At 76.4% G+C, this 512-nt stretch carries 1 pseudogene; it reads right to left on the reverse strand.

The annotated features are described in order from the left end of the window. Positions 1-21: 21 nt before the first annotated feature. Positions 22-192, reverse strand: a pseudogene (locus CR470_RS38405) (UDP-N-acetylmuramoyl-L-alanyl-D-glutamate--2,6-diaminopimelate ligase); the annotation flags it as partial. Positions 193-512 lie beyond the last annotated feature (320 nt).

Raw genomic sequence — 512 nt, forward strand, 5'->3', positions numbered from 1 at the left:
TCAGAGATGTGTATAAGAGACAGGGGCGACGGCTTCGGGGCCGCCGGCGGCGTGGCCGGGCACCGCGGCGAAGACGGAGCCGGGGGTGACCCGGTCCGCGTCGAACGTCGCTCCGGCGGTGACGTCCGTGCGGGCGGGGATTCCCCGCAGCACGTGGTGGTCCTGCCCGGCCATGAGGTCGCTCAGCTTCACGATGATCCCTTCGAGTGCGGCGCAGGCCGGCTGGTGCGGCCGTCGCCGGGAGGCGGCACGGGCGGGTGCGCCGTGGGCCGCGTGGTGCTGTGGAGCCGATCGTGACTCTCGCGTCCGGCGAGCGCCGGAGGCGACGGTGAGATCCGGCGCTCAGCGGGCCGGAGTGGTGGTGTGGGTGAGGGGACGGCGGGCCGGGGGCGGTGACGCCGGGGGCCGGCGACGCCGGATGCCGCTGTCGGGAACCGCCGCTTGGACCGCTAGCCGTGGCCGTGCAGAGCGGTACGGCCCGTTCCGGGCGCCGCGTCCGCGGGCGCCGGGGG

It is taken from the genome of Streptomyces sp. rh34, from assembly GCF_002551245.1.
Lineage (GTDB): Bacteria > Actinomycetota > Actinomycetes > Streptomycetales > Streptomycetaceae > Streptomyces.